Annotated in this window: 15 protein-coding genes; 8 read left to right on the forward strand and 7 right to left on the reverse strand. The window is 65.4% G+C overall.

Annotated features, from left to right (window positions below):
- Positions 1-83 precede the first annotated feature (83 nt).
- Entirely contained in the window at positions 84-1,889 is a 1,806-nt protein-coding gene (locus tag J6500_RS07645; protein ID WP_225712076.1) for an ABC transporter ATP-binding protein, read from the forward strand.
- Between the two features lie 209 nt (positions 1,890-2,098).
- On the opposite strand, the gene J6500_RS07650 is transcribed toward J6500_RS07645, so the two are convergent.
- Entirely contained in the window at positions 2,099-3,277 is a 1,179-nt protein-coding gene (locus J6500_RS07650; protein ID WP_225712077.1) for a dipeptidase, read from the reverse strand.
- 153 nt (positions 3,278-3,430) lie between these two features.
- Between J6500_RS07650 and J6500_RS07655 the strand changes: the two genes are divergently transcribed.
- Entirely contained in the window at positions 3,431-4,132 is a 702-nt protein-coding gene (locus J6500_RS07655; RefSeq protein ID WP_225712078.1) for a fumarylacetoacetate hydrolase family protein, read from the forward strand.
- Between the two features lie 74 nt (positions 4,133-4,206).
- On the opposite strand, the gene J6500_RS07660 is transcribed toward J6500_RS07655, so the two are convergent.
- Positions 4,207-5,901: an NAD-dependent malic enzyme gene (locus J6500_RS07660; RefSeq protein WP_225712079.1), complete on the reverse strand. Its 1,695-nt coding sequence runs from the start codon at positions 5,899-5,901 to the stop codon at positions 4,207-4,209.
- Between the two features lie 290 nt (positions 5,902-6,191).
- Here J6500_RS07660 and J6500_RS07665 point away from each other — a divergent pair, with 290 nt between their 5' ends.
- Both J6500_RS07665 and J6500_RS07670 read left to right on the forward strand, forming a co-directional pair.
- The gene (locus tag J6500_RS07665; protein ID WP_312018202.1) at positions 6,192-6,452 is read left to right on the forward strand and encodes a type II toxin-antitoxin system RelE/ParE family toxin; all 261 of its coding nucleotides are present in this window, start codon (positions 6,192-6,194) and stop codon (positions 6,450-6,452) included.
- A gap of 43 nt (positions 6,453-6,495) precedes the next feature.
- Positions 6,496-6,795: a HigA family addiction module antitoxin gene (locus J6500_RS07670; protein WP_225712080.1), complete on the forward strand. Its 300-nt coding sequence runs from the start codon at positions 6,496-6,498 to the stop codon at positions 6,793-6,795.
- Between the two features lie 30 nt (positions 6,796-6,825).
- Here J6500_RS07670 and J6500_RS07675 read toward each other — a convergent pair whose 3' ends face one another.
- Positions 6,826-7,755, reverse strand: a complete 930-nt coding sequence (locus J6500_RS07675; RefSeq protein WP_225712081.1) for an aspartyl/asparaginyl beta-hydroxylase domain-containing protein — start codon at positions 7,753-7,755, stop codon at positions 6,826-6,828.
- A gap of 345 nt (positions 7,756-8,100) precedes the next feature.
- On the opposite strand from J6500_RS07675, the gene J6500_RS07680 reads away from it, so the two are divergent.
- The 3 genes from J6500_RS07680 to J6500_RS07690 all read left to right on the forward strand — a co-directional run bounded on the left by J6500_RS07680 (position 8,101) and on the right by J6500_RS07690 (position 12,077).
- Entirely contained in the window at positions 8,101-9,303 is a 1,203-nt protein-coding gene (locus J6500_RS07680; RefSeq protein ID WP_225712082.1) for an ABC transporter substrate-binding protein, read from the forward strand.
- 10 nt (positions 9,304-9,313) lie between these two features.
- The gene (locus J6500_RS07685) at positions 9,314-11,020 is read left to right on the forward strand and encodes an FAD-dependent oxidoreductase (RefSeq protein ID WP_225712083.1); all 1,707 of its coding nucleotides are present in this window, start codon (positions 9,314-9,316) and stop codon (positions 11,018-11,020) included.
- Between the two features lie 262 nt (positions 11,021-11,282).
- Complete coding sequence (locus J6500_RS07690; protein ID WP_225712084.1) at positions 11,283-12,077, forward strand: IclR family transcriptional regulator; 795 nt, start codon at positions 11,283-11,285, stop codon at positions 12,075-12,077.
- Between the two features lie 279 nt (positions 12,078-12,356).
- On the opposite strand, the gene ahcY is transcribed toward J6500_RS07690, so the two are convergent.
- From ahcY to J6500_RS07705, 3 genes are all read right to left on the reverse strand, one after another.
- Positions 12,357-13,784, reverse strand: a complete 1,428-nt coding sequence (gene ahcY / locus J6500_RS07695; protein ID WP_225712085.1) for an adenosylhomocysteinase — start codon at positions 13,782-13,784, stop codon at positions 12,357-12,359.
- Between the two features lie 254 nt (positions 13,785-14,038).
- Positions 14,039-15,232 (reverse strand): methionine adenosyltransferase, encoded by a 1,194-nt coding sequence (gene metK / locus J6500_RS07700; RefSeq protein WP_225712086.1) that lies wholly within the window; start codon positions 15,230-15,232, stop codon positions 14,039-14,041.
- Positions 15,233-15,291: 59 nt separating this feature from the next.
- Positions 15,292-16,647: a carbonic anhydrase gene (locus J6500_RS07705; protein WP_225712087.1), complete on the reverse strand. Its 1,356-nt coding sequence runs from the start codon at positions 16,645-16,647 to the stop codon at positions 15,292-15,294.
- A 175-nt stretch (positions 16,648-16,822) separates the two neighbouring features.
- On the opposite strand from J6500_RS07705, the gene J6500_RS07710 reads away from it, so the two are divergent.
- On the forward strand, positions 16,823-18,547 hold the full coding sequence (locus J6500_RS07710; RefSeq protein ID WP_225712088.1) for a caspase family protein: 1,725 nt from the start codon (positions 16,823-16,825) through the stop codon (positions 18,545-18,547).
- Positions 18,548-18,769: 222 nt separating this feature from the next.
- Here the strand turns inward: J6500_RS07710 and J6500_RS07715 are convergent, their stop codons facing one another.
- A complete protein-coding gene (locus J6500_RS07715) occupies positions 18,770-19,888 on the reverse strand; it encodes a cobalamin-independent methionine synthase II family protein (protein WP_225712089.1) in 1,119 nt (372 codons plus the stop codon).
- Between the last annotated feature and the right edge of the window lie 24 nt (positions 19,889-19,912).

Genomic DNA, 19,912 nt, shown 5'->3' on the forward strand with positions numbered 1-19,912 from the left:
TGGGCTTGAAAAAGCAGCAACAAGCGGGCAAGGAGTCTTCGCAACCCTGACGGCCGGCGCGGCCCGCCGTCAATGGAACGCGGATGGCCCAGTTTCCAAAGAAAATTACCGACGATCCCTATGGCGCGGCGATCCTGATTCGCCGCCTGGTCATGGAACAGGGGATCATCTACTGGCGGCGGTACCTGATGGCGTTCGGCCTGATGGCGCTCGCCGCCGGCGCTACCGCCGGTGCGACCTATGTGCTCGGCCAGGTGATCAACCAGGCCTATGTCGACAAGAACATCCCGGGCATCGCGATGTTCGCCGGCGTCACCTGCGTGTTGCTGTTCATCAAGGGCGTGGCGACCTACGGCCACATGGTGATCCTCAACAAGATCTCCAACGCCATCCTCGCCAACAACCAGCGCCAGTTGTTCGCCAAGCTGATGAGCGAGAGCATCGGCTTCTTCTCGGAACGGCATTCGTCGGAATTCCTAGCGCGGCTCACCGCCGGCGCCAAGTCGATCACCGACGTGCTCAACATGCTGGTCAACGCGATCGGCCGCGACTTCCTGATGCTGATCAGCATGGTCGCGGTGATGGTGTGGCAGGATCCGCTGATGTCGTTCATCGGCCTCGTTGCGGTGCCGCCGGCGATGCTGGTGCTGCGCAAGCTGGTGAAGCGCATCAAGGGTCTCGCCTACAACCAGTTCACCGGCACCGCCGACATCCTCGAGACCATGCAGGAATCGCTGCAGGGCATCCGCACCGTGAAGGCGTTCACGCTCGAAGGCACGATGCAGCAGCGGATCGACGCCAACATCGCAACCGTCGAGAACAACGCCAACAAGATGGCGCGGATCGCCAACCGCTCCAACCCGCTGATGGAGATGCTGGGCGGCTTCGCGGTCGCCGGCTGCCTGCTCTATGGCGGCTACAGCGTGGTCGCGCTCGGCGCCACCCCGGGGCAGTTCTTCTCGTTCCTGACCGCGTTCCTGATGGCGACGGAACCTGCCAAGCGGCTGGCGCGGCTCAACATCGATCTCAACAGCCAGCTGGTCGGCGCGCGGATGCTGCTCGAAGTGGTCGACAGCCCAGCCAGCGAGCAGTCCGACGACGACAAGCCGGCGCTGCAACTCTCCGACGCGCGGATCGAGCTGCGCGACGTCAGCTTCGCCTATCGCGCGGGCGAACCCGTGCTCGACCGCATGAGCTTCATGGCCGAACCGGGCAAGGTGACCGCGCTGGTCGGCCCCTCCGGCGGCGGCAAGTCGACGGTGCTGGCTTTGCTGCTGCGCTTCTACGAGACGACGATGGGCTCGATCCTGATCGACGGCCAGTCGATCTCGCAGGTGTCGCGAAAATCGCTGCGGCAGCAAACCGCCTATGTCGGCCAGGACGTCTATCTGTTCCGCGACACCATCCGGAGCAACATCGCCTTCGGCCGGCCAGGCGCCAGCGAGGCCGAGATCATCGACGCCGCCAAGGCGGCCTGCGCGCATGATTTCATCATGAGTTTCCCGCTCGGCTACGACACGCCGGTCGGCGAACACGGCACCCAGCTCTCCGGCGGCCAGCGCCAGCGCATTGCGGTGGCGCGCGCGCTGATCAAGAACGCGCCGATCATCCTGCTCGACGAGGCCACCGCCGCGCTCGACTCCGAATCGGAGAAGCAGGTGCAGGAGGCGATCGAGCATCTGTGCCAGGGCCGCACCACGATCGTGATCGCGCACCGCCTGCACACCATCATGCATGCCGACGCGATCTTGGTCGTCGAGGCCGGCACCATCGTCGAGCGCGGCCGGCACGAGGACCTGCTCCGCCGCGGCGGCCGCTACGCCTCGTTCTTCCGCCTGCAGCATCACCACGACGTCTCGCCGCTGGCGCCGATCAGCGCCACCGCCTGAGCGTGATGAAGTTAGATTGAATTCGGTTTCGCCGTTGGCTCGGTCCACCTCTCCCCGACGGGGAGAGGTCGATTTGCGCCAGCAAATCGGGTGAGGGGCCGCAGCACTCGCGAGAGGCCGTAACCCCTCACCCGGCGCTACGCGCCGACCTCTCCCAAGGGAGAGGTGAAGCTACGATGCTGCTCCAGCTTAATCCGATCTCTAGAGTCTCATCCCTTCGGCATCAGCCCCGCGCGCAGCACGCGCAGGACGTTGCCGCCCATCACCTTGCGGATGTCGTCCTCGGAGAATCCGCTTTGCATCAGCGCCTGGGTCACGGCGACGACCTCACCGGCATCGAAGCCGGTGGTGGTCGAGCCGTCGAAATCTGAGCCGAGGCCGACGTAATCGATGCCGACGAGATCGCGGACATGAGCGATGGCCCGCGCGACATTCTTCGGATCGAGCGAGCAGACCGCGCCCTGCCAGAAACCGATTCCGATCACACCGCCGGTGCGCGCCACGCCCTTGATCTCGTCGTCGGTGAGGTTGCGGTTGACCTTGCAGGTCGCCTGCACGCCGCCGTGACTGGAGACCACCGGGCGCGTTGCCATCGCCAGCACGTCGGCGACCGCGGCATGGCTGGCATGGGCGATGTCGACGACCATGCCGATCCTCTCCATCCGCTGCACCACCTTGCGGCCGAGCGGCGTCAGCCCGCCCTTCGCAATGCCGTGCAGCGAGCCGGCGATGTCGTTGTCGAAGAAATGCGTCAGGCCCGCCATTCTGAACCCGGCCGCGTACAGCACATCGAGATTGTCTATATTGCCCTCGAGGTCGTGCAGGCCCTCGACCGAGAGCATGCCGCCGACCACCGCTGCGCCGCCTTTCCGATCGGCGAGCAGTCGATCGATGTCCGTGGATGTCGCGATCAGACGCAGTTGCCCACCCGACGCATCGGCAAAATTCCGCAATTTCTCGGCATGCCACAGCGAGCGTTGCAGCAGCGAGAACCAGGTTCGCGGCGGCTGCAGATCGATGATGGCGAGGTTGGTGATGGTGTCGGTATCTGATGGGTTCGAGTCGTAGTTCTGCCCCTTCGGCGATTTGGTGAAGGATGCGAACACCTGGAGCGCGTAATGTCCCGCGATCAGCCTCGGCAGGTCGACATGGCCGTGATCGGCGCGGGCCAGCAGATCGCGCTTCCAGGCCAAGCTGTCGGCATGCATGTCGGCGACGTCGAGCGTCGCCTGCAACGCCCGCGCCGCAGGCGTAATATCCAGCGCGACCCGCTGGACCCTGTTCTGCGCCCGGTCGATACGCTCCGGCATGATAGCGAAAACCGTGGCGCCACCGCCGACGATGACGGCGGCGACGACGGCGAGGCCGATCAAAAGCCGTTTCCTCACCGCCAGGACCTCCCCGGCCAGCCGCTGCCCGCTGTAACCAGCGGAAAGCTGGCCCCACATCTGCGCCGGGCAGGGCCGCAGCCCCTAGCCGCAAAGGCCGCAACCGCGTAAATACGGGGCGCTCTTTCTCCTTCAACCCACCGAGACCCGTCCATGAACGCCGCCTCCACTGTCATTCCGCTTCCGCAGCAAGCCTCGCTCCCCGTCGTCGGAGAGGCCGGCGTCTATCCGGTGCGCCGCATCTGGTGCGTCGGGCGCAACTATCTCGAGCATATCAGGGAGATGGGCAATGACGAGCGGGCGCCGCCGTTCTTCTTCGCCAAGCATGCCGACATGCTGGTAGCAGACGGCGCCACCATCCCCTATCCGCCGCTGACCAAGGATCTGCATCACGAGGTCGAACTCGTGGTCGCGATGAAGAGCGGCGGGCTGAACATCCCGGCCGACAAGGCGCTCGATCACGTCTACGGCTACGCCGTCGGCATCGACCTGACCCGCCGCGACCTGCAGATCGCCTCGCGCAAAAAGGAGCGTCCCTGGGAGATCGGCAAGTCGTTCGACTATTCGGCGCCGTGCTCGGCGATCCAGCCGGCCGCCAAGATCGGCCATCCGACCGCCGGCAAGATCTGGCTCACCGTCAACGGCAAGGAAACCCAGAAGGGCGACCTCACCGAACTGATCTGGAACGTGCCGGAGATCATCTGGCAGCTCTCGCAGCAGGTGAAGCTTGCCGCCGGCGACATCATCATGACCGGCACCCCGGCCGGCGTCTCGCAGCTGCAGCCTGGTGACGTCATCGAATGCGGCGTCGACGGTGTCGGCAAGCTGAAGGTGTCGATCGGCAAGCCGGAGTAAGCTCACCGCAAATTCACGGCGATTGCAAAGCCCCGGACCTGGCGTCCGGGGCTTTTACGTTGCTGTTTCGTCCATCAGGAGGCTGCGCCCGCCCGCTTGTACGGCACGTAGCGTGGCGCCCACATCTTGGCGTAGATGCGGGCCTCGATCTGGTCGATCGGCACGTCGCCGACGAGGCCCTCCTTGTGCGCCTGCAGCGCCACCGCGAGCGCGACGGTCACCGCGACGTCGCGCAGCGCGCTGACCGGCGGCAACAGATTGTGCTTCGGATTGTTGCGGGCCGGCGAGACGCTGGCGAGCGCCTTGGCCGCGGCCATGAACATCCCGTCGCTGACGCGGCGGGCGCCAACCGCGAGGGCGCCGAGGCCGACACCGGGGAAGATGTAGGAGTTGTTGGTCTGGTCGATCTTGAAGCGGGCCCCGTCGCGCATGATCGGCGGGAACGGGCTGCCAACGCCGATCAGCGCCCGCCCTTCGGTCCAGGCCTCGATGTCGACCGGTGTCGCCTCCGCGCGCGAGGTCGGATTGGACAACGGAAAGATCACCGGCCGCTTGTTGCATTCGGCCATCGCGCGAACCACCGGCTCGGAGAACGCGCCGGCCTGGCCGGAGACGCCGATCAGCACGGTCGGGCGCGCGTTGCGCACGACGTCGAGCAGCCCGATCTTGTCGGGATGGGTGAGTTGCCAGCCGGCGACCGCCTGCTTGTTCTGCAGGAACGGCAGCTGAAACGGCGCCAGCCCGCTCATGCCGTCGAGCAGCAGCCCGTCGCGGTCGACCATGAAGAAGCGCGTCGCCGCCTCGCTTTCGGACAGGCCGGCGTCGCGCATCGCGGCGCGGATCAGGCCGGCGATGCCGCAGCCGGCCGAGCCGGCGCCAAGCACTGCGACGCGCTGCTCGGTGAGCGACACGCCGGTGACGTTGATCGCCGACAGCAAGGTGCCGGTCGCGACGGCGGCGGTACCCTGGACGTCGTCGTTGAAGGTGCAGAGCCGGTCGCGATAGCGCTCCAGCATGCGCGTCGCGTTGTTCTTGGCAAAGTCCTCCCACTGCAGCAGCACGCGCGGCCAGCGCTTCACCACTGCCGCGATGAAGGCCTCGATGAAGTCGTCATATTGCTGGCCGCGGACGCGCTCGTTGCGCCAGCCGATATAGAGCGGGTCGGCGAGGCAATCCGGATTGTCTGTGCCGACATCGAGCAGGATCGGCAGCGTCGTCGCCGGATGCAGCCCGCCGCAGCCGGTATAGAGCGAGAGCTTTCCGATCGGGATGCCCATGCCGCCGGCGCCCTGGTCGCCGAGGCCGAGGATGCGCTCGCCATCGGTGACGACGATCGCCTCGACCTTGTCGAAGCGCGGCTGCGCCAGGATGCGGTCGATCCGGTGCTGGTGCGGGATGCTGAGGAACAGCCCGCGCGGCTTGCGGAACAGCCGGCTGAACTGCTGGCAGCCGGCGCCGACGGTCGGCGTGTAGACGATCGGCAGCAGCTCCTCGAGGTTCTCGACCAGCAGCGCGTAGAACAGCGTCTCGTTGGTGTCCTGCAACTCGCGCAGGAAGGCGTAGCGCTCGAGGTCACTCTCGAAACCGCGCAGCGCCTGCAGGCGGCGCGACACCTGCTCGTCGAGCGTCGCGACGTTCGGCGGCAGCAGCCCGTGCAGGTCGAACGCCTCGCGCTCGGCCTCGGAGAACGCCGTCCCCTTGTTGAGCTGCGGATCGGCCAGCAACTCGTACCCGCTCAGCGCGGTTGTGGCGAAAGACGTCTCGGACATGACAGAGTCCCCTCAAAGCAAGTACCGGCGCGGTGTTATACCAGCTCCGCGCAACGAATCGGAGACAACCTCACCTTCGGCATCAGGGCCAGCCAAAGATGCGTGATGTCCGCCCGCAAGGCATGATCAGCGCCGCTGCGAAGAGCGGAGCAGCCTGCCCCGGGCGATCGCGGCGCCGACCTTCCCATCGCCGGATCAGATTTGGGGGGTCTGTATCATACTGCGATACAGATTCGTGCCTTTTGTATCACAGTATGATACATAGAGCATCGTGATCAGGAGCTTCAAGGATGCGAGGACCCAGGCAGCCTTCAAAGGCGAAGCTCAAAAGGGCTCTCCCGACGATCAAGGTCGCCCGCCGAAAGCTCCAGTATCTCCACGCGGCAGTGACGTTGCAGGACCTGCGATCTCCGCCCGGCAATCAATTGGAAGCTCTCAAGGGCGACCGCAAGGGCCAGCATTCGATCCGCGTGAACGAGCAGTTTCGCATCTGCTTCGTCTGGACCGCCGACGGTCCAGACGACGTGGAGCTCACCGACTATCATTCCTAGCCACGCCGAGGGACCATTGCCCGGATCGCAGAAAGGATCGCACATGGCCAAGAAACTGCCTCCCATGCACCCTGGCGAAGTGCTCCGGGAAGAATTCCTCGTTCCGCTGGCGCTGTCCGCCGGCGCGCTCGCCAAGGTTTGCGGCGTTCCGCGGACCAGGATCGAGCGGATCGCGAATGAGGAGACTGCCATCACGGCAGATACCGCGCTCCGCCTGGCCAAGGCGCTGAACACGTCTGCTCAGCTCTGGCTGAACTTGCAGACCGCCTATGACGTTCGCACCGCGGAAGCCTCGCTTGGAAACGAGCTCAGCAAGATCAAGCCTGTGGTGCAGGCGGCCTGAAACCGGACGGATTGACCATCCGGCGCATGCTCACCGCAGCGCCGACATCACAATCAGGCCGAGGATCAGCGCGGTGAGCGAGTATTTCAGCGTGTAGTACACGTTGCGGTTCCACTCCTTGACCTTGCGGCTTAAGAGGTGGACCTCATAGAGCTTGCCGAACACCTTGTTGAGTGCGCCGACGTGTTCGCCGTCGACGTTCTGGGTCGCCGAGGCCTTGACGATGTTGTGGCTGACCCAGCGGTTCATCCTGGTCATGAAGCCGTACTTCATCGGCCGCTCGACGTCGCAGAACAGGATGATGCGATTGACGTCGGTCTTGTTCTCGGCGCTGTGGATGAAGGTCTCGTCGAACATGAAGGCCTCGCCGTCGCGCCAGACGCATTCGACGCCGTCGACCAGGATCCGGCACTCGTTCGAATTCGGTGTCACCAGACCGAGGTGATAGCGCAGCGAGCCGGCAAACGGATCGCGGTGCGCGCCGAGCTTGCCGCCCGGCGGCAGCATCGCGAACATCGCGCCGTGCACGTACGGGATCGAGTTCAACAGCTCGACGGTCTTCGGGCACAGCGCGCGCGCCGACGGCAGAAAGTCGTCGTACCATTTCAGATAGAAGCGCTTCCAGCCGCTCTTGAAGAAGGAATAGAAGCCCCAGTCGTTGTTCTTCGCCGCGGCGCGGATGAAGCCCTCGTCGAACAGGCGGGTGGCCTCGTCGCGGATCGTCTCCCAATTGTCGGAGAGCTTCTTCAGTTCGGGAAACTGCTCGACCGGGATCACCGGCGTGTTTGCTACCGCCGAGCCCGCATACATCAGCACGTTGTAGGGCGCGAGGTAGGTGGAGTGATCGCCGAGCTGGCGGGCGAAGCGCAGACGCTGCTTGCCGCGGAAGTGGACGTAGAGCGTGGAAGCCACCAGCACGTAGAGAATCACGAGCTGCGGCGCAAAGAGCTGTCTCAACATGGTCCGTCTATGATCGCGTCCCCTCGACGCCCTCCAGGCGCCGTCCTGCACGAGCTTCCCAAATAGGTGGCTCAGCATGGGCGGAGGAAGTGTCGTCCGCGAAAATTCCCCTTGTTCGTGTCTTGCTTGGCGCCGTCACAGGGCTCCGCACCGGACGCCGGAAGCCCCTGCCGAGGCGCCATCGAAAAATGCTTTGTAAGCGTCCGCTCACCGAATGGGAAGGCTTGCCCCATTCGATCAACGGTCTTGTGACAGGCCGGATTATTAGCCATTGACAAATTGATTATACAATTACTAATCAAGCCATGAGCCGCCGCCCGAGAACGCGGACAATCAAGAGGAGGAATGATGAGACACGTTGTGGCAGCCGCCCTACTCGCGGCCATAGCATCGGCCGCACATGCGCAGGTGTCCGATGACGTCGTGCGTATCGGCGTGCTGACCGACCTGTCGAGCTGGGGCCGCGACAATTCCGGCCCGGGTTCGGTCGAGGCGGCCAGGATGGCGGTCGAGGAATTCGGCCCGACCGTGCTCGGCAAGCCGATCGAGATCGTCTCCGCCGACCATCAGATGAAGACCGACGTCGGCGTGCAGATCGTGCGCGGCTGGTTCGACAACAGCAAGGTCGACGCGGTAGTCGATATCCCGAACTCCGGCATCGCGATCGCCGTGCACAACATGGTGCGCGAGCGCAACAAGATCGCCCTCCTCTCCGGCCCCGGTGCGAGCTCGCTGACGGACGAGCTATGCAGCCCCAACACGGTGCATTTCGCCTACGACACCTACGCGCTGTCGAAGGTGACGGCATCCGCGGTGATCCAGCAAGGCGGCAAATCCTGGTTTTTCGTCACCGCGGATTATGCTTTCGGCCAGCAGCTCGAGAAGGACGCCACGCGCTTCATCAACGAGATGGGCGGCAAGGTGCTCGGCGGCGTCCGCCATCCGACCAACACCGCCGACTTCTCCTCCTTCGCGCTGCAGGCGCAGAGCTCGAAGGCCGACGTGGTGGCGTTCGCCAATGCCGGCCAGGACACCGACAACGCGATCAAGCAGTCCGGCGAATTCGGCCTCGTGCAGGGCGGCCAGAAGCTGGTCGGCCTGTTGATGTTCGACACTGACGTGCACGCCATCGGCCTCAACGCCGCGCAGGGCACTTACATGACGACGGCATCCTACTGGAACATGGACGACAAGACGCGCGCCTGGTCGAAAAAATTCTTCGCCCGCGCCAATGTGATGCCGACCATGATCCACACCGGCGTCTACGGCTCGGTGCTGCATTATCTCAAGGCGATCAAGGCGGCCGGCAGCGACGATCCGAAAGCGGTGATGGCCAAGATGCGCGAGCTGCCGATCGAGGACACTTTTGTGCACGGCGGCAAATTGCGCGAGGATGGCCGCGTCATCCGCGACATGTATCTTGCCAGGGTGAAGAAGCCGTCGGAATCCAAGGAGCCGTGGGACTATCTCGATATCGTCAAGACCGTGAAGGGCGAGGACGCCTTCCGTCCGGTCTCCGAGTCGAAATGCCCGCTGCTGAAGCACTAGGATCGACCGCGTGGCCAGCGAGGAAACTCAGGAAATCTATCAATGCGACGCGCTGGTCGTCGGCTCCGGCTGTGCCGGGCTGTCGGCGGCCGTCACCGCCGGCCATCATGGCCTGAAGGTGCTGGTAGTCGAGAAGGAGGCGAAATTCGGCGGCACCACTGCCCGCTCCGGCGGCTGGCTGTGGATTCCCGGCACCTCGCTGGCGAAGGCGTGGGGCATCGAGGAGAGCCCCGATCAGGCCAAGACCTATCTGCGCCATGAGGCCGGCAACAGCTTCGATGCCGCGCGGGTCGATGCGTTCCTGACCGAGGGGCCGAAGGCGGTCGACTTCTTCACGACGAAGACTGCGGTGCGCTTCGACATGCCGCTGACCTTCCCGGACTATCACGCCGAGGCGCCCGGCGGCGCGCAGGGCGGCCGCTCGATGGTGACGCGGCCGTTCGACGGCCACGAGCTGGGTGAGGCCATCAAGGATCTCGGCAGCCCGCTGCCCGAGCTCACCGTGTTCGGCATGATGCTCGGCTCCGGCAAGGAGATCATCCATTTCATGCGGGCGACAAAGTCGCTGCCATCGGCGATCTACGTCGCCAAGCGGCTGTCGCGGCACGCCATGGACGTGGCGCGCAACGGCCGCGGCATGACGCTGACCAACGGCAATGCATTGGCCGGCCGGCTGGCGAAATCCGCCTTCGACCTCAAGATCCCGCTCTGGCTGTCCTCGCCGGTGCGCGAGTTGATCGTCGACAACGGCGCGGTGCGCGGCGCGGTGGTCGTACGCGAGGGCCGCACCATCCGCGTGATCGCGAAGCGCGGCGTCGTGCTCGCCTGCGGCGGCTTTCCGCACGACGTCGCACGACGACAAAAGATGTTCCCGCACGCGCCGACCGGCAAGGAGCATTACTCGCCGGGACCGGTCGGCAACACCGGCGACGGCTTGCGGCTTGCAGAATCCGCCGGCGGCCGCGTCGAGGATTCGCTGCCGAACGCGGCGGCCTGGGTGCCGGTCTCGGTGACGACGCGTAAGGACGGCTCGAAGGGCGTGATGCCGCACTTCATCGACCGCGCCAAGCCCGGCGTGATCGCGGTGATGGCTGACGGCAAGCGCTTTGCCAATGAGGGCAATTCCTACCACGACTTCGTCCAGGCGATGGTCAAGGCGGCGAAGCCTGGCGAGGAGATCGCAGCGTATCTCGTCTGCGATCACCGGACGCTGCGCAATTACGGCCTCGGCTGCGTGCCACCACGCCCGATGCCGCTCGGCCATCATCTGAAGACCGGCTATCTGAAGCGCGGCACGACGCTCGCGGACCTCGCCGCGCAGACCGGCATCGATGCGAACGCGTTCGAAGCCACCGTCGCCGAGTTCAACGCGTCGGCGGCCGAGGGCCGCGACCCCGCCTTCGGCAAGGGCTCGCGCGCGTACAACCGCTACCAGGGCGATGCGCTGCACGGGCCCAACCCCTGCGTCGCGCCGATCCAGCACGGGCCGTTCTACGCCATCAAGATGGTGATCGGCGACCTCGGCACCTATGCCGGCATCCGGACCGACGCCAACGCCCGCGCGCTCGATGCCGACGGCCGGCCGATCCAGGGCCTCTACGCCGCCGGCAACGACATGGCGAGCATCATGGGCGGCAACTATCCCGGCGCCGGCATCACGCTCGGACCGGCACTGACCTTCGGCTACATCGCGGGCAAGCACATCGCGGGGGTGTGATAGGAGAGCGGATCAAGCCCCGGCATTCCCAGAGAATGTGATTCACGAGCGACACCAAACTCAATGTCGTCCTGGCGAACGCCAGGACCCATTACCCCAGCCGCTTGTCCTTGAGCAACGCTGGGACCTCGATCGAATTCGGTGGTTATGGGTCCTGGCCTTCGCCAGGACGACGGCGCGGGGTGACCTCCCGCGCGTCGACGTCTCGCGGTCGATGCGGCTTCCGTGCTAAGTGCGAGAACGCGGACAGCAACAGGGCGACATGACGAAAGAAAGCCGCGGCATACAATCGATCGAGGTCGGCGGGGAGTTGCTCCGCGCGCTCGCCCGCAGCGGCGAGCCGATGATGCTGCGCGACCTGGCGCGCGAGGCCGGCATGCCGCCGGCCAAGGCGCATCCCTATCTGGTAAGCTTTTCCCGCATCGGCCTGATCGAGCAGGACGAGACGACAGGCCGCTACGAGATCGGCGCGCTGGCGCTCGAGCTCGGGCTGATCAGCCTGCGCCGGCTCTCCGCGGTGCGGATCGCGACGCCGCGGATCGCAGCGCTGGCCGACAGCATCAATCACGCGGTGTCGCTGTCGGTCTGGGGCACCCACGGCCCGACCGTGGTGCGGCTCGAGGAGCCGAGCCATCCGGTGCATATCGCGATGCGCGTCGGATCGGTGGTGGCCCTGCTGGAGACCGCGACCGGCCGCGCCTTCGCCGCCTTCATGCCGCCGAATGCGGTCAAGACGGCGCTGGAGAGCGGCCTCGACCGGCTCGGCGTCGGCTACAATCCGAAGCGCGCGCCGGCGAGCGCCAAGACCGCGGAGATACTCGCCGAGGTGCGCAGCCGCGGACTGGCGCGCGCGATCGGCGATCCCCTGCCCGGCGTCAACGCTTTCGCCGCGCCGGTGTTCGATCACGCCGGCCACGTCGCGCTGGTCATCACCGCGATGGGACCCGAAGGCACCTTCGACGTCGATTGGGAGAGCGCGATCGCGGCAGCGCTGCGCAGCTGCGGGAGCGAGATCTCGCGGCAGCTCGGGCACGGCACGGTGCAGGCGCCTGAGTGATACGGATGAAGGTGACGGTTCCGTAGCCCGAATGCAGCGAAGCGAAATCCGGGGCCGCCCTCACCTGTCGCGGCGCCGGTCCGGGATTGCGCTGCGCTCCGTCCGGGCTACGCAATGTTTGAGCGGCACGATGGATTGCTTCGTCGCTTCGCTCCTCGCAATGACGGCCGAGCTTCCGGTATACGAAACCATTCGACGCGTGGGAATGAATGGAATCACCCAGCAAAAAGCCCCGGGCGATGCCGGGGCCTTTCACTGAACTCGTCGCACCGCGAGGGATCAATAGCGGTAGTGATCGCTCTTGTACGGGCCTTCCGGCTTGACGCCGATATAGTCGGCCTGATCCTTGCGCAGCTCGGTCAGCTTGACGCCGATCTTGGCGAGGTGCAGGCGGGCGACCTTCTCGTCCAGCGTCTTCGGCAGCACGTAGACCTTCTTCTCGTACTTGCCGTCCTTGTTGTTGGCGAACAGCTCGATCTGCGCCAGCGTCTGGTTGGTGAAGGACGCCGACATCACGAAGGACGGATGGCCCATCGCATTGCCGAGGTTCACCAGGCGCCCTTCCGACAGCAGGATGATGCGGTGCTTGTCGGGGAATTCGATCTCGTCGACCTGCGGCTTGATGTTGGTCCACTTCAGGTTACGCAGAGCCGCGATCTGGATCTCGTTGTCGAAGTGGCCGATGTTGCAGACGATGGCGCGATCCTTCATCGCGCGCATGTGCTCGATGGTGATGATGTCCTTGTTGCCGGTGGCGGTGACGAAGATGTCGGCGCGCGGCGCGGCATCTTCCATGGTCACGACCTCATAGCCCTCCATCGCCGCCTGCAGCGCGCAGATCGGATCGACCTCGGAGACCATGACGCGGCAGCCGGCCTGGCGCAGCGAAGCAGCGGAGCCCTTGCCGACGTCGCCGAAGCCGGCGACCATCGCGACCTTGCCCGACAGCATCACGTCGGTGCCGCGGCGGATGCCGTCGACCAGCGACTCGCGGCAGCCATAGAGATTGTCGAACTTCGACTTGGTGACGCTGTCGTTGACGTTGATCGCCGGGAACAAGAGCGTGCCCTTGCCTGCCATCTCGTAGAGACGGTGCACGCCGGTGGTGGTCTCTTCCGAGACACCCTTGATGTTCTTCGCGATCTCGGCGAACCAGCCCTTCGGCTTCTCCTTCAGGAGCCGCTTCACCAGCGCGTAGAAGATCTCCTCTTCCTCCGATGTCGGCTTGTCGAGGAAGGCAACATCGCCCTGCTCGGCGCGGTAGCCGGCGTGCACCAGCATGGTAGCATCGCCGCCGTCATCGAGGATCATATTGGGCGTGCCGCCGCCGTGCCAGTCGAACAGCTTGGCGGTGTAGTCCCAGTACTCGGTCAGCGTCTCGCCCTTGACGGCGAACACCGGAATGCCGGCGGCGGCGATCGCAGCTGCCGCGTGATCCTGGGTCGAATAGATGTTGCAGGAGACCCAGCGGATATCGGCGCCAAGCGCGGCCAGCGTCTCGATCAGGACCGCGGTCTGGATCGTCATGTGCAGCGAGCCGGCGATGCGCGCGCCCTTCAGCGGCTGCTTGGGGCCGTACTCCTCGCGGGTCGCCATCAGGCCGGGCATCTCGGTCTCGGCCAGCGAGATCTCCTTGCGGCCGAAATCGGCCAGCGAAATGTCCTTGACGATGTAGTCGGTGAAGCCGGGCTTCGTGGGGGCGTTCATGTCGGTTTCCTAATGTGTGAGTCCAGCGTGTCAGTAACGAAGCAGGCCCTACGCCCTGCGGCGCGGCCCTCTCCCTCGCCCCGCTCTTGCGGGGAGAGGGCTGGGATGAGGGGCTCTATCCGCGCAAAGATTCGCGGAGAGCCCCCCTCACCCACCGCTTCGCGGGTAGCCGAAGCTTTGCTTCGGCGTCGTTTTCAAGTACGGCCGCCGAAGGCGGCCTGTGCTCTCCCCGCAAGCGGGGCGAGGTAAGAGCGTTACAGCGCGCGCTTCAGCGGCTCGACGAGATCGGTCTTCTCCCAGGAGAAGCCGCCCTCGTTGTCCGGCGTGCGGCCGAAATGGCCGTAGGCAGAGGTGCGCGCGTAGATCGGGCGGTTGAGGTCGAGATGGGTGCGGATGCCGCGCGGCGTCAGATCCATCGCCTTCGCCGCCGCCCGCTCGAGTTCGTCCTCCGACACCTTACCGGTGCCGTGGGTGTCGATGTAGATCGACAGCGGACGCGCCACGCCGATCGCGTAGGCCAGCTGCAGCGTGCAGCGGTCGGCGAGGCCGGCCGCGACGATGTTCTTGGCGACATAGCGCGCGGCATAGGCCGCGGAGCGGTCGACCTTGGTCGGATCCTTGCCGGAGAACGCGCCGCCGCCATGCGGGGCCGCGCCACCATAGGTGTCGACGATGATCTTGCGGCCGGTCAGGCCGGAGTCGCCGTCGGGACCGCCGATGTAGAACTTGCCGGTCGGGTTGATGTGCCAGATCGTCCTGTCGTTGATCCATTCCTTCGGCAGCGCCGCGCGCACATAGGGCTCGACGATGTCGCGAATCTGCTTGGACGAGATGTCCTCGACCAGATGCTGATGCGAGACGACGATCTCGCGAACGCCGACCGGCTTGCCGTTCTCGTACTGCACGGTGACCTGGCTCTTGGAGTCCGGACCCAGCACCTTCTCCTTGCCGGAGTGGCGCGCTTCGGAGATCAGGCGCAGGATCTTGTGGGCGTAGAAGATCGGCGCCGGCATCAGGTCGGGCGTCTCGTTGGTGGCGTAGCCGAACATGATGCCCTGGTCGCCCGCGCCCTCTTCCTTGTTCTCGGGCTGCTGCGCATCGACGCCCTGCGCGATATCGGCCGACTGCGGATGCAGCAGGATCTCGATATCGGCCTTCTCCCAGTGGAAGCCGTCCTGCTCGTAGCCGATGTCCTTGATCGCGGCGCGCACCACGCCCTCGATCTGCTCGTTGGTCACCGAGCTCGGGCCGCGCGTCTCGCCGGCGATCACCACCTTGTTGGTGGTCGCGAGCGTCTCGCAGGCGGCGCGGATCTGCCAGGGGTCGATGCCGGCCTTCGGCCCTTCCCGGTAGAACAGGTCGACGATTTCGTCCGAGATGCGATCGCAGACCTTGTCCGGATGGCCTTCGGAGACCGACTCGCTGGTGAACAGATAGGACGCGCGCATCAGTTGGACCTCATAATGATCGCCATTCCGGCGGTGGTTGTTGTGGATGTCATGGAATCTCAGTCGCGACGACGCGAGATGACGTAGGATTCGTCGTAAAACCAAAGCCCGTTGTGTTTGCGCAGAACCTCTCGGGTTGCATCGAGGGTCCGAGCGCTATCAGTCATTTCCGTCAGCCGGTCGTCTTCAATCTGCGCGACATACACCGCCGCGTTCCAGGCTGCAAAGGCCGTGGAGGTTCCGATCGAGCCGGTCACCTCATTGGGCAGCGCCTCCATAGCATAGCGAAAGATCGAGCGGTTATCCGCGTAGGCATTGAAGTTGAGGTCGCGCCCGGAGGCGCCCAGCTCGTACTTCACGGCGCGCAATATCTCATGGCGGCTGACGGCGAAAGGATTTTCCCCGGGCCAGACGGCTTGAATGATTTCAAGCCCCGGATCGTGCCCGTGGGAGTGGATTCCTATCAGCCGTCCGCCGCCGCGCAGGGCGCGCGCCAGCGGCGCGATGATGCGCTTGGCCCGGAAATTCACCGAAGATTTGGCCCGATAGGGCTGCGAGGCGATCACAAGGTCGAAATTGGCTTCGGTCCGGCCGGCCCGCGGGATGATGCCATCGAGCAGGAAGCGGTGATCGTCCCGGTACAGCACAAGCGCCACCGGCCGCTCATAGATCGGCATCGCGGTTCGCGGGCTGATATTGGCACGCCAGTTCTGCTCCAGAAACGGGCCGAGCTCCGCGATCTGAGCCTCGAAGTCACCGGAGGCGGCGCCCCGCAACGGCACCTCGTGCCAGATCATGCTGGCGGCGGCCGCGTTCGCCCGTGGTGTCAGCCAGGGCGCCTCGGCGTAGTACATGTTGGTGAACACGAAGACGCTTGCCGGATGCTCCACGATGCGGTCCGGCACCTTGTCGAGGGTGAGGCGGATGTCCTCCACGCTCAACTCCTTGCCGGCGACATAGAACGGCATATGAGGAAAGCGGCCGTGCATCGCCCGCAGCACCCGCGCCAGCACCGTGCCGTCGCCGATGCCGGCATCGAACACCCTGAGCGCCGGCGGCCGCGGCTGGATCGCCGACAATTCCAGCGCGACGCGGTCGGCGATCACCCGCTTCTCGCTGCAGGTATGGACGAACAGCAAATAGCGCTGGCGGTTCTCGAAGAAGCGGAAATTGCCCCTGGGGTCGCGCTTTTCCGGCGGCACCACGAGGCCGCGCGGCGGCGTCACTCCGCCCGGGGTGGACGCCGCGATGAAGGCGTTGATGCGGTCGAGCGTGTCGATGGTGATGCGCTTGCCCTCGCGCAGGCGGTGCACCAGCTTGCCGTCGTTGACCGCCCGGCGGCCGAACGTCGTCTCGGCCATGTCCGAGCGCCGGCAGAAGTCCGTGATCTCGCTGAGGATTTCGTCGTTCTTCATGGAGCCAGTGATGAACGGCGGCGAGTGGGACAAAAGTGGGCAGGAGCCGAGTTCGAACGTCTCTTAGCACCATTTTCCCACCAATTGAACCCCCATCTGGGATCCAATCACAAACAATCTCCCGAACGCCTTGTCGTGACCCGGCCGTTACAACCGTTTGCCCTTTGGATGCTCCATGCGCCGCCTGCTCATGATCTCTTGCCTGCTTGCCGCCATCCTGTGGGCAGCCCCCTGCCTCGCCCAGTCACGTGCGCAGCTTGGCCCACTCTGCACCACCGAGACCACGCCGGCCGACCAGATGATCGATGCCTGCACCAAGATCATCGCGCTGAAGGTGTTTTCCGGCGAGAAGCTCGCGACCATCCATTTCTGGCGCGCAGTCGGCTGGAACAAGAAGGGCAACTATCCGCAAGTGATCGCCGACGCCACCGAGGCGCTCCGCCTCAAGCCCAGCACAGCCGTCTACAATCTGCGCGGCTCAGCCTATTTCGACAAGGGCGAGTACGACATCGCGATATCAGACTTCAACGACGCGCTGCGGATGGGACCGCCGAGCGGCATCATCTTCCACAACCGCGGCAACGCGTATCGCAGCAAGGGCGACTACGCCAAGGCGATCGCCGACTATGATACCGCGATCAAGGCCGGCCCGAAGTCCGCCTTCTCCTATCAGAACCGCGGCAGCTCCAAACAGGCGCTTGGCGATCTCGCTGGTGCGCTCGCCGACATCAACGAGGCGATCCGCATCGACCCCTCGCTGCCGCAGCCTTTGATCAGCCGCGCGGTGATCTGGCGCGCCAGGGGCGATGCCGATCGCGCGATATCGGACACCACGGAGGCGATCCGGCTGGCGAAGGCGAAGGCGCCGGTCAATATCATGACGCCGCCCGGCAGCGTGCTGATCTCGGCCTACACCCAGCGCGGCCTGACCTATGAGGCGAAGGGCGACGCCGAGCGCGCCAGGCAGGACTATGCCGCCGCGCTCGAAGGCCGCGCCTCTGATGCCGGCAGCAAGGCCAACCAGGCCACCGCCAAGGTGCGGCTCTCGCTGCTGGAGGAAGCCGCCGTGCCGCGCAAGGGGGCAACGTCAGCCGCCGACGCGAGCCAACCGGCCTCGCCGGCTGCGCCGGCCGCCGAACCGGCTCCGCCGCCCGCGCGGGCAAAGGCTGTGGAAGGCAGCCGCCGCGTTGCGCTGGTGATCGGCAACGGCAGCTACGCGCATGTCAAGGCGCTGCCCAATCCGCCCAACGATGCGCGGGCGATGGCCAAGAGCCTGCGCGAGATCGGCTTCACCGTCTCGGAAGGCCTCGACCTCGACCGCGAGGCCATGCAGCGGACGATCCGCGATTTCCTGCGCGAGGCGGCACGCTCGCAGATCGCGGTGGTGTATTACGCCGGGCACGGCGTGCAGGTCGACGGCCGCAACTACCTCGTGCCCGTCGACGTCGCGTTCAAGGCCGACGGCCGCACGACCGATGCGATGGTCGACATGGACACCATCACCGCCGGCCTCGACGACCAGATCCGCACCAACATCCTGATCCTCGATGCCTGCCGCAACAATCCGATGGCGCCGCAGCTGGCGTCGGCGGGCGCCAGCCGCGGCATCGAGGGCGGATCGCCCGGCCTTGCCGCGCCGACCTCGCTCGGCACCGGCTCGACGCTCGGCGCCGGCACGCTGATCGCGTTCGCGACCGCGCCGGGCCAGGTCGCGCTGGACGGCGAAGGCGCCAACAGCCCGTTCTCGGCCGCGCTGTCGCGTCACATCGGCACGCCCGGCCTCGAGGTGCAGCAGATGCTGACCCGCGTCCGCGCCGAAGTGGTCGCAGCCACCAAGGGCAAGCAGGTGCCGTGGTCGAACTCCTCGCTGCTCGGCGAGGTCTTTCTGGCGGAGAAGTGACGGCGCGTTTAGCGCCGTCATTTAGGGGCTTGCTTGTTCAACTTGCTCGGTGTCATCACTCGCGCATGCGGCGATCCAGTATTCCAGAGGCGAGGGTGATTGAACCGAAAGGCCGCGGCGTACCGGATCGCCCGGTCCATGTGCGCAATTGCGCACGGGCCGGGCGATGACAGCGGTGAATGAGTGCGACGCTTCGCGCCATGCCGAAATGACGGCAGCGCGTCATTTCCCCCACACCTCGTTCGCGATCTCGACGGCGAGCCGCAGCTTGGCCCACTGCTCGTCCTCGGAGAGGATGTTGCCCTCTTCGGTCGAGGCGAAGCCGCATTGCGGTGACAGCGCGAGCTGCTCGAGCGGGGCGAACTTCGCCGCCTCATCCAGCCGCCGCTTGATGTCGTCCCGTTTCTCGAGCTCGCCGAACTTCGAGGTGATGACGCCGACCACCACGACCTTGTTGCCCTTCGGCAGGAAACGCAGCGGCTCGAAGCCGCCGGCGCGGTCGGAATCATATTCGAGAAAGTAGCCGTCGTAATTGGTGCCAGCCAGCATGGTCTCGGCCACCGGCTCGTAGCCGCCGGAGGAAATCCAGGTCGAGCGGAAATTGCCGCGGCAGACATGGGTGGTGATCACCATGTCGGCGGGGCGCTCGGCGATCGCGTAGTTGATGATACGGGCGTAGATTTCCTGCAAGCCGTCGGGATTGTCGCCGCGCTCGCGCGACTTCTGCAATTCCTCCTGCGAGCACAGATAGGCCCACACGGTGTCGTCGAACTGCAGATAGCGGCAGCTGGCATCGTAGAACGCCTTCACCGCCTTGCGATAGGTCTTGCCGAGGTCCTGATAGAACTCCTCGAGATCGGGATAGACCTCCTTCGAGATCAGCTTGCGGCCGCCGCGGAAGTGCAGCACCGCCGGCGACGGGATCGTCATCTTCGGCGTGACGTGAGCCTGGTCGGCGCATTTCTTCAGGAAGCGGAAGTGATCGAGCATCGGGTGCCGGTCGGAGAAGTCGAGCTTGCCGATCACCCTGATCGCGTCGTGCCGGGTCTGCACGCCCGCGAACTGGATGCCCGTGTCGGGATGGAACAGCTCGCAGCCGGTCAGATGGCTGAGGAAATCGAAATGCCACCAGGAGCGGCGGAACTCGCCGTCGGTCGCGAGCTTCAGACCGAGCGAGGCCTGCTTGTGCACGACCTTCTCGATCTCCATGTCCTCAACCTTGCGCAGCTCGTCGGCCGAGATCTCGCCCTTCTCCAGCCTGGCGCGGGCCTCCTTGATCTTCGGCGGACGCAACAGGCTGCCGACCTCGTCGGCACGGAACGGAGGCTTGGTTCGCTGCATAGTCAACTCCCGGACGTTTCTGAT

Source organism: Bradyrhizobium semiaridum, from assembly GCF_020329505.1.
Classification (GTDB): domain Bacteria; phylum Pseudomonadota; class Alphaproteobacteria; order Rhizobiales; family Xanthobacteraceae; genus Bradyrhizobium; species Bradyrhizobium semiaridum.